This is a genomic window from Flavobacterium sp. (assembly GCF_049590715.1).
Classification (GTDB): domain Bacteria; phylum Bacteroidota; class Bacteroidia; order Flavobacteriales; family Flavobacteriaceae; genus Flavobacterium.
The window spans coordinates 53,277-62,251 of record NZ_JBAWDL010000158.1; the positions used below are offsets into that span (position 1 = coordinate 53,277).

An 8,975-nucleotide genomic window follows, 5' to 3' on the forward strand; every position below is an offset into this window, starting at 1 on the left:
TTAATATTATTTGTGTGAAAAAAATACATGTATTGCTATTCGTTAGCATTTGTTTTCAGTCGGTTTTTGCTCAAAAAGAAGGGTATTGGGACAAAGATCGTGCCTTTATCAAAGAAATTAACGTTTCTGCTCGTGATCGTAACATCATCAAAATTGATGATTTGCCTACAGGAACTACTGAACTTATCTATAGAATCACCCTTCTCGACGAGAATCAACAAATGGCAGGGAGTTTAACCTCTATTCTAAAAGCCATTCCAGATCCTACAGGTATTAGTCAAGGTTCTGCTGGAGCTGTTTTCTTAATGTCTAAAATATCAGGAGATGACAAATGTAAATACGCCATTTTCACTAATAAAGATAACGCATCCAAATATCAAAAAACTGGTAAAACTAATGAGGCATGTTTGGTACAAGATACACCTTTAAGCAAAGATGCCAAAAGGCTTTCCATAGATAAATCGTCTTGTTTAAAATACAATTCAGAGGCGCTCTGGTTTGGTTTTGAAAGCACCAATTGGATTATGAAACAAAAAATTGTGGTCGAAATTGTGCCTTGGGTTGATAGTAAATTAAGTCGTGGTTGGACCTTAGAAAACCGAAAATTCATCATCAACCAATGCAAGACCTCTGCTTTAGCTCGTAAAATGACCAGTTCAGATGATTTTTGTATTTGCTTAGAAGAAAAAATCCAAAAAGAATACCGTTTTGATGAATTTCAAAAACTGTTAACCATTGAACAAGCCAAAATTTACAAAGACAATGGAAACGCTTGTTATGGTGAAACCACAGTCTCTAAAACTGTTTATGCTGATTTGAGAAGCGCAGCCAATACAGCTGTTAAGAAAGGAGATTATGGTTTGGCAATCAAAAACTACACGACCATTATCAATGACAATCAAGGTAGTATTTTGGATTACTCCAATTTGGGTTATTGTTATTTGATTACCAAACAATATGGCAAAGCACTCAAATACCTAAAAGAAGGAGAGCAAAAAGACAGCACTGAATTGTTTGTCAAACTCAATCTTGCCCACGCTTATTTGTTGAATGATAACTATTCAGCAGCTAAATCCATTTACAAAGAATACCAAACGCAAAATCTTACAGATAGCTTAAGTTGGACTCAAAAAGTAAAAGACGATTTTACCCTTTTTCAAAAGTTAGGATTACCATCAGCTGATTTTGACAGAGTTTTGAAGTTGTTTAAATAAGCTTTAAAAAGATTTTTGAATGTAGATTAACAAATTTTTATTTCAGATTTTGCGTTAATACAAAAAAAATGCTGATTCTAGAATATACTTTGTTACAAAGCAAAATCATACGTTTTTATAACAACAGATTCATAGATTTCAAAAAAAATAATGCTGAAGTAAAGGACGAATTAATTTGCGCTAATTCCGCTTCAAGCGGTTTGTTTTCAATCCACATTATATTAAAATTAGCGAATCTGCGGTCCGTTTTTTTACTCATAGATTTGTCCTGTCAATTGGTGATTTAATCTACATTTTTGCTTTATGTTTCTTCGTGGTAAAACCTTAAAAATCTAATATTATTTATAGCTATAAAGTATATCTTTGTTAAAAAATTAATTACAGGTAAGAGTATGTTGTTTTCTTTAATAATTCCGGTTTATAACCGTCCAGACGAAGTAGAAGAACTTTTAGAAAGTTTAGTACAATCTACTTATAAAGAATCATTTGAAATTGTTTTGGTAGAGGATGGATCTACGCTTCGTTGTGACGAAGTCGTAAATAAATTTATCAATCAATTGTCTATTTCGTACTACTACAAAGAAAATTCAGGACCTGGAGATTCTAGAAATTACGGTATGCTAAAAGCCAAAGGTGATTATTTTATCATTTTTGATTCGGACTGTATTATTCCTAAACAATATTTGAATGAAGTGGCTACCGAATTACAAGCAAAATATGTTGATTGTTTTGGTGGACCTGATGGTGCGCTAGACAGTTTTTCGGACATTCAAAAAGCGATTAATTTTACCATGACTTCTTTTTTGACAACCGGAGGAATCCGTGGTGGCTCTGAGAAAATCGGAAAATTTCAACCACGTAGTTTCAATATGGGATTGTCCCGAAAAGCCTTTGAAGCGTCTAATGGTTTTGGTAATATTCATCCTGGTGAAGATCCAGACTTATCTATTCGTTTGTGGGAATTAGGGTTTGAAACAAGACTTTTTACCAGAGCCTTTGTTTATCATAAACGTCGTATTGATTGGGATAAATTTACGATTCAGGTAAATAAATTTGGAAAAGCTCGCCCTATTTTGAATAGTTGGTACCCTAAATACAATAAACTGACGTTCTTTTTTCCATCATTATTTATCATTGGTTTTTATATAGCATTAATATTATTAATTTTTGCTAATGATTATTTATTAAAATTGTATTTTGTATACTTTGTCATCTTGTTTATCACTTCTACAATTAAAAATAAAAATCCTAAAATTGGGTATTTATCAGTGGTTGCCGCTTGGAAACAATTTTATGGCTACGGAATGGGATTTATTGAGTCCTATATAAAAGTGATTGTATTAGGACAAAAACCACAAGCCGCATTCCCAGAATTGTTCTTTAAAAAGTAAATCACTTTATATAGGATTATAATATAATTGGTAAGTAGACTTTAAGTCTTCAAAGTTAATTTTTAGCCACAGATTAAAAGGATTAGCGCAGATTAATCTTTTTAATCATTTTAATTTGTGGCTGTAATTTTTATATATTCAAGCTATTTTAGCTAAAATCTATGCTTTTGAATTTAATTGAGATTAATAAAATGACAAAAACGATTGGATTAACGGGAGGTATTGGAAGTGGTAAAACAACAATCGCTTCTTATTTTCAGTCAAAAGGTATACCTATATATATAGCTGATGATGAAGCGCGCAAAATAATGCAATCAAGTGTTGTTATTCAGGCTATTAAAGAAAATTTTGGAGAAACTGTTTTTGATAAAGGTATTCTAATTAGACAAGCATTAGCCGAAATTGTGTTTAACGATGCATCCAAATTAGAACAGCTGAATGCAATTATTCATCCTGCTGTTAAGGAGCATTTCAAAGAGTGGTTGACTGAAAAAAAAGACTTCCCTTATGTAATTTATGAAGCTGCTATTTTGTTTGAAAGTGGTTCATATAAAAATTTTGATATTATAATAAGTATTGTAGCTCCATTAGAACTTAGAATTGAGCGAGTTATGAAACGAGATAAAACTTCTCGCGAACATATTTTAAAGCGTATTGATGCTCAATGGACTGATCAACAACGGATTTCAAAAAGTGATTTTGTTATTGAGAATTCTGATTTAGAAAAAGCAAAACTGAAAACCGATGAAATTCTTAAAATTTTGAAGATTAAACAAAAAGACTCTTAAATGTTAATCTTTGGTTAATGCTTTATTCTGTAGAATGTTAAAATGCTAAATTTGTTTCGATGAATAAAATGTTTTTTAGATTATTAGTTTTATTAATGAGTTTGTCTTTAATAGGCATAATTCTTGTTCAGGTGTATTGGTTCAATACTTCGTTTAAAAATAACGATGAGCAATTTAAATTTCATGTTAAACAAGTTATTGGCAATGTTGCTGATAAATTAGAAAAACAAGAAGCTTATAGTTTTTATGACAAATACAATCATTACAAAGATAGTACAGGTAAAATTCCGCAAAAAGATGACTTGCTAGAGTTTTATTATGTTCAAAAAAACCCAAAAACGAATGAAACAATCGTTTATTCGAATAGTGTGATATCTGAAGATTACAATATATCTTCATCGTTCTTTGATAAAAAATTTAATAGCGAAAGATTTAAAAATTTTAGCTCTAAGAGAGTGACAGAGGTTTATAATAATATCAATATTGATAAACCAAACTTTCAACAGAATTTGACTCCAAACATTAAAATTGAAAAAGCAGGAAATTTAGATATTCTAGATAATGCTCAATTTGAAATATTCTTTAAGGATATTGCCTCAGTAATGCCACTAGAAGAACGTACTACTAATGAGAAATTGCAAAAACTAATTAAAAAAGAATTAGAGCAATACGGAGTTAATACTAAGTTTGAATTTGCAATTTATAATAATGGTGTAGAGTCAAAAATAAAATCAAGTGGTTTTTGTAATAAAGAAGAAGGATATTCGATTCCAGTATTTTCTGATAATGAAGGAAATGATAAATACAAGTTATTTGTCATGTTCCCAAATAAAAAGAAATTTTTGCTATCTGAATTGGTAAGTATTACAATCTTATCGATCATCTTTACACTGATTATTTTGATTGCTTATACTAGCGCTTTAAATCAACTAATAAGACAACGACAGATATCAGAAATCAAAACGGATTTTATTAATAATATGACGCATGAGTTCAAAACACCTATTGCGACAATTAATTTAGCCTTAGATGCCATAAAGAACCCGAAAATTATAGAAGACAAAGAAAAAGTCTTTAAGTATTTACAAATGATTCGGGATGAAAATAAGCGTATGCATGCTCAAGTTGAGAATGTCTTACGAATTTCGAAACTAGAGAAAAAAGAATTAGATATTGAAAAGGAATCGACTAATATTGAGGAAATAATAGAAGATGCTATCGAGCATGTAAGTTTGATTTTAGAAGATAGAGAGGGATCAATTACGAGTCATTTTGAAGCGAATCGCAATAGTGTATTGGTTAATGAAGGACATTTTACAAATGTGGTCGTTAATATTTTAGAGAATGCTATTAAATATTCACCTGAGCCTCCTGAAATTGATATTTATACAGAGAATATTAAAGATATGATTCTGATTAAAATCCAAGATAGGGGATTAGGAATGAGTAAAGTCGCTCAGAAAAGAGTTTTTGAAAAGTTTTACAGAGAACATACAGGTGATATTCACAATGTAAAAGGACACGGTCTTGGATTGGCTTATGTAAAACGAATTGTTGAAGACCATAATGGTCAAGTTTATGTAGAAAGTGAAAAGGGAAAAGGAAGTACCTTTATTATAAAAATACCATTAATTAATTAAGATATGGAAAATATAAATAAAAGAATACTCTTAGTTGAGGACGATTTGAATTTTGGTGCAGTTCTAAAAGATTATTTAATGCTAAATGACTTTGATGTTACCTTAGCCAAAAATGGTATGGAAGGTTTCGAAAAATTCAAAAAAGACAACTATGATTTGTGTATTTTGGATGTCATGATGCCATATAAAGATGGTTATACATTAGCTAAAGAAATTAGAGAAAAAAATAGCGAAGTGCCTATTATTTTCTTAACAGCGAAGTCAATGAAAGAAGATGTTCTAAAAGGATATAAAGCGGGAGCTGATGATTATTTGAACAAACCTTTTGATTCAGAAGTTTTATTGATGAAGATTAAGGCTATTATCCAACGTAAATCTTCTGATGTAAAAGCAGAACAAGTACAGTTTGAATTCAATGTGGGACAATTTCACCTGAACTCAAAATTACGTTTCTTAACGTTTGCTAATAATGAGCCAACCAAATTATCTCCAAAAGAGAATGAATTATTGAAAATGTTGATCCTTCATGAAAATGATTTAATGCCAAGGGAATTAGCACTGACTAAAATCTGGAGAGATGATAATTATTTTACATCACGTAGTATGGATGTATATATCGCTAAATTACGTAAGTATTTGAAACAAGACGAAAATGTTGAAATCCTAAATATTCACGGAGAAGGATTTAGACTAGTAGTCAAAAAAGAGTAATAATTGAAAGCTTCGAGAAATCGGAGCTTTTTTTTATAAAATTAGTTGCGAATTTCTTTACTATTTTTCAAGTCCTGATGAAACAATTATTAGAAAACATTAAAAGTTGTACCGTATTTGAGTTGTTTTTACCATATGTGCCACGACCAGTAGTGCAAGCGAGTTCAAAAACCTAAATTGTTATTATAAGACAACCTCCTGGCTAAAAAGTACAAGAATCTAGTATTCCTAGGGATGATCAAAGTGGTAATGAATTACGACGTTAGTTGAATGTTACCAAAGCGCAATTTTATAATCCAGATTTGTTTGCTTTAATTCCTATGGGATTTTGTTTCCCTGAAAAAGGAAAAATGATCATTTGCTCCTTAACCCATCACCACGCAATAAAATTTGGCAAAAGAAGAATCCTTGTTTTGAAACGGATGTAATTCCAATTTTGCAAAATAGTGTAAAAATTTATTTAGATTAAATTCAATTGTAAAGCATAACAATTTTTATTTTCTTTAGTAATACTAAAAACAATAGATTTTGTAGAGATGTTTTCATGAATTACTACTTTATCTCTAAGAGAAAGTTCTTGCATAAAATTCATTTCAAAGCTTTTTATTTCTTGATTTAAAATAATTTTCTCGTCGACTAGATCCATACACCATTCTAAATATTTGACATTATTAACATGGTTGACAATATCCAAATCAGAGAGAATAACTATTTTTTCAAAAACTTCTTCTTTTTCTGGGTTGATGTCTATTTTAGAAAACGCTTCTGCTGTTGCTTTTAAGTTTGGGAATAACACGAAATGATCGTGTGGTAAACTAAGCAGTTCAGGACGACGTTTTTTAGTGTTAAATACTGCCCAAAAAGTTTCACATCCCGCAATTTTTTTGTTGTTAACATAGATTTCTAAAGCACGAATTGAGCGCGAGTTTTCTAAAGTATTGATCCAAGTTTTTACCGTTACCACATCACGCCATTGTGGCAAAGCAGTAATTTCTACACGCATTCTACTTAGTACCCAAGCTTGATCAAATTCTTGCATATCACTAAAACTGATACCTCCTAAATCTGCGTGAGTAGCAGCAGTGAGTTGTAATAAGTTGCATAACTCCGTATATTTTAAACGTCCAGATGGTAAGCATTGAGTGAAATTAATTTCGTATTCTTTGCTATAAACAGAGGTGAATAGAGGTGATAGAGGCATTTTTGGTTTTAGTTAAAAAGTTATGTGTTATTGGTTAGGAGTTATTCGTTCGGTATTGGAATATGGAATTTATTTGATTTTGAATTAAGTTATCGATTCAAGATTCCTTCAATATATTTGATTATTTCTTTTTTTGGAGTCAAAAAATCAAACCATTTGGTGTTTTTATCTCTTTTGAACCAAGTGAGTTGGCGTTTGGCAAAACGGCGGGTATTTTTTTTGATTTCTTCGATTGCAAAATCTAGTTTGATTTCGCCATCAAAATACTGGAACAATTCTCTATAGCCCACGGTTTGCAATGCATTCAGTTCTTTATGAGCGTATAGTTTTTTGGCTTCAGCCAAAAGCCCTTCGCTTATCATGATGTCCACACGCAAGTTAATGCGGTTGTACATCACAGGACGAATAGCTTCTAATCCGATGAGAATAGGAGTAAAGGATCGACTGTTGGTTTTTTGGTTTAAAAAGGAAGAATATGGCTTTCCTGATCCAATACAGACTTCCACAAAACGCATCATACGTTGCGGATTTTGTAACGTTTGAGCATTTTCATTTGTGATGGATTGAAAATAGTCTGGGTCTAAGGCTTGGAGTTGCTGTTGCAAATATCCGATGCCTAATTGTTCGTACTTCGAATTTACTTCGGTGCGAATAGCAGGATCTATTTCAGGGAATTCATCAAAACCTTTTAGTACAGCATTGACGTATAATCCTGAACCGCCTACTAAAACTACATAATCATTGGTTTGAAACAATGCTTCGATTTTAGTTATAGCTTCTTTCTCGAAATCGCCTACGGTGTAGTTTTCAAAAATGGATTTATTTTGAATGAAATGATGCGTTGCCGAAGCCAATTCGGTGGGATTGGGAACTGCAGTTCCGATCGTCATTTCTTTGAAAAACTGACGGCTGTCACACGAAACAATTTCGCATTGATAATGATTCGCTAATTGAATGCTCAATGCTGTTTTGCCAATGGCTGTGGGACCGATAATAGTAATTAGGTACTTCATAGTTTTTAGCCCAGATAGAAACGAAAACCCCGGACGACTGCAAGTTAGTATTTCTTGTTATAAAAGAGCGACTTTAGAAGCTCCTTTTATAACTTAGAAATACAACTTGAAGGAGGAGGAGTTGTAGTGTATAGCTGGAATTAGCTTCATAAATGGATTTTAATTCTTTAAAACATGGCCGCATTGAGGGCAAAATCTGGTATTAGTAGGATAATCATCAGATCCACAACCTGAACAAGGTGCTTCTGGATGTTGGGTCGAAGAATGGCTTCTTTTGGCTATTTCAGCCGAAACAATTCCAGTGGGAACGGCGATAATACCATATCCCAAAATCATTACAAAAGAGGCAATGAATTGTCCCAGCGGTGTAACGGGAGAAATATCCCCATATCCCACAGTTGTCAGGGTTACTATAGTCCAATAGATTCCTGCGGGAATACTGGTAAAACCACTTTCTTTACCTTCTACAAGATACATCACGGAACCAATAACAATGGTAATGATGAGTACAAAATAGATGAAAACAATGATTTTTCCTTTACTGGCGTTTATTGCATCCTTAAGTTGGACGGATTGACTGTTAAATTGTGGATGGTTTAGAATTTTGAATAATCGTAACAATCGCAAGGAACGGACAACGCTAAAAACATTGGAACTAAGGAAAAACAAGGACAAGTACATGGGTAAAATAGCAAGCAAATCGATAATGCCATAAAAACTAAAGATATATTTCCAAGGTTTGTTGATGGTGAGGATGCGTAAAAAATATTCGAGGGTAAAGAAAAAAGTAATCGCCCATTCCAGAAAAACAAGCTCAAAATGGTATTTAGCATCAAATCCTGCCACAGTTTCCATCATAACCAAAAGGACGCTGAGAAGTATGAGTCCTAATAAAATCAGGTCAAACAAGCGCCCTGCCTTAGTACTTGTACCATAGATTATGATATAAACTTTTTGTCGGAAGCGTTCGTAATTTGACTTTATATTTGGCATAGTTAATGATAAAATGGTTTTAGT

General features: G+C 32.2%; 8 protein-coding genes. 5 read left to right on the forward strand and 3 right to left on the reverse strand.

All coding sequences use genetic code 11. The features are described 5' to 3' along the window. Nucleotides 1-14 precede the first annotated feature (14 nt). The 5 genes from WBQ70_RS07330 to WBQ70_RS07350 all read left to right on the forward strand — a co-directional run bounded on the left by WBQ70_RS07330 (nucleotide 15) and on the right by WBQ70_RS07350 (nucleotide 5,744). Nucleotides 15-1,214: a tetratricopeptide repeat protein gene (locus WBQ70_RS07330; protein WP_423912341.1), complete on the forward strand. Its 1,200-nt coding sequence runs from the start codon at nucleotides 15-17 to the stop codon at nucleotides 1,212-1,214. A gap of 392 nt (nucleotides 1,215-1,606) precedes the next feature. Then, the gene (locus WBQ70_RS07335) at nucleotides 1,607-2,605 is read left to right on the forward strand and encodes a glycosyltransferase (protein ID WP_423912343.1); all 999 of its coding nucleotides are present in this window, start codon (nucleotides 1,607-1,609) and stop codon (nucleotides 2,603-2,605) included. A 191-nt stretch (nucleotides 2,606-2,796) separates the two neighbouring features. Continuing rightward, nucleotides 2,797-3,393, forward strand: coding sequence for a dephospho-CoA kinase (gene coaE, locus WBQ70_RS07340; RefSeq protein ID WP_423912359.1), 597 nt, complete (start codon nucleotides 2,797-2,799; stop codon nucleotides 3,391-3,393). A 59-nt stretch (nucleotides 3,394-3,452) separates the two neighbouring features. Then, nucleotides 3,453-5,033 carry a sensor histidine kinase gene (locus tag WBQ70_RS07345; protein ID WP_423912346.1) on the forward strand — a complete coding sequence of 527 codons (1,581 nt, stop codon included), beginning with the start codon at nucleotides 3,453-3,455 and terminating at the stop codon, nucleotides 5,031-5,033. Between the two features lie 3 nt (nucleotides 5,034-5,036). Further along, the gene (locus tag WBQ70_RS07350; protein ID WP_423912347.1) at nucleotides 5,037-5,744 is read left to right on the forward strand and encodes a response regulator transcription factor; all 708 of its coding nucleotides are present in this window, start codon (nucleotides 5,037-5,039) and stop codon (nucleotides 5,742-5,744) included. Nucleotides 5,745-6,204: 460 nt separating this feature from the next. Here WBQ70_RS07350 and WBQ70_RS07355 read toward each other — a convergent pair whose 3' ends face one another. The 3 genes from WBQ70_RS07355 to WBQ70_RS07365 form a co-directional block, all read right to left on the reverse strand. Continuing rightward, complete coding sequence (locus WBQ70_RS07355) at nucleotides 6,205-6,945, reverse strand: acyl-[acyl-carrier-protein] thioesterase (protein WP_423912350.1); 741 nt, start codon at nucleotides 6,943-6,945, stop codon at nucleotides 6,205-6,207. A gap of 89 nt (nucleotides 6,946-7,034) precedes the next feature. Next, a complete protein-coding gene (gene miaA / locus WBQ70_RS07360; RefSeq protein ID WP_423912351.1) occupies nucleotides 7,035-7,958 on the reverse strand; it encodes a tRNA (adenosine(37)-N6)-dimethylallyltransferase MiaA in 924 nt (307 codons plus the stop codon). Nucleotides 7,959-8,117: 159 nt separating this feature from the next. Then, the gene (locus WBQ70_RS07365; protein ID WP_423912362.1) at nucleotides 8,118-8,951 is read right to left on the reverse strand and encodes an ion transporter; all 834 of its coding nucleotides are present in this window, start codon (nucleotides 8,949-8,951) and stop codon (nucleotides 8,118-8,120) included. Nucleotides 8,952-8,975: the final 24 nt, after the last annotated feature.

Bases quoted from the DNA above. Each gene is read 5' to 3' on its own strand.
- WBQ70_RS07335 (WP_423912343.1), top strand. From the start codon at position 1,607: ATGTTGTTTTCTTTAATAATTCCGGTTTATAACCGTCCAGACGAAGTA.
- coaE (WP_423912359.1), top strand. From the start codon at position 2,797: ATGACAAAAACGATTGGATTAACGGGAGGTATTGGAAGTGGTAAAACA.
- WBQ70_RS07365 (WP_423912362.1), bottom strand. From the start codon at position 8,951: ATGCCAAATATAAAGTCAAATTACGAACGCTTCCGACAAAAAGTTTAT.
- miaA (WP_423912351.1), bottom strand. From the start codon at position 7,958: ATGAAGTACCTAATTACTATTATCGGTCCCACAGCCATTGGCAAAACA.
- WBQ70_RS07350 (WP_423912347.1), top strand. From the start codon at position 5,037: ATGGAAAATATAAATAAAAGAATACTCTTAGTTGAGGACGATTTGAAT.
- WBQ70_RS07355 (WP_423912350.1), bottom strand. From the start codon at position 6,945: ATGCCTCTATCACCTCTATTCACCTCTGTTTATAGCAAAGAATACGAA.
- WBQ70_RS07345 (WP_423912346.1), top strand. From the start codon at position 3,453: ATGAATAAAATGTTTTTTAGATTATTAGTTTTATTAATGAGTTTGTCT.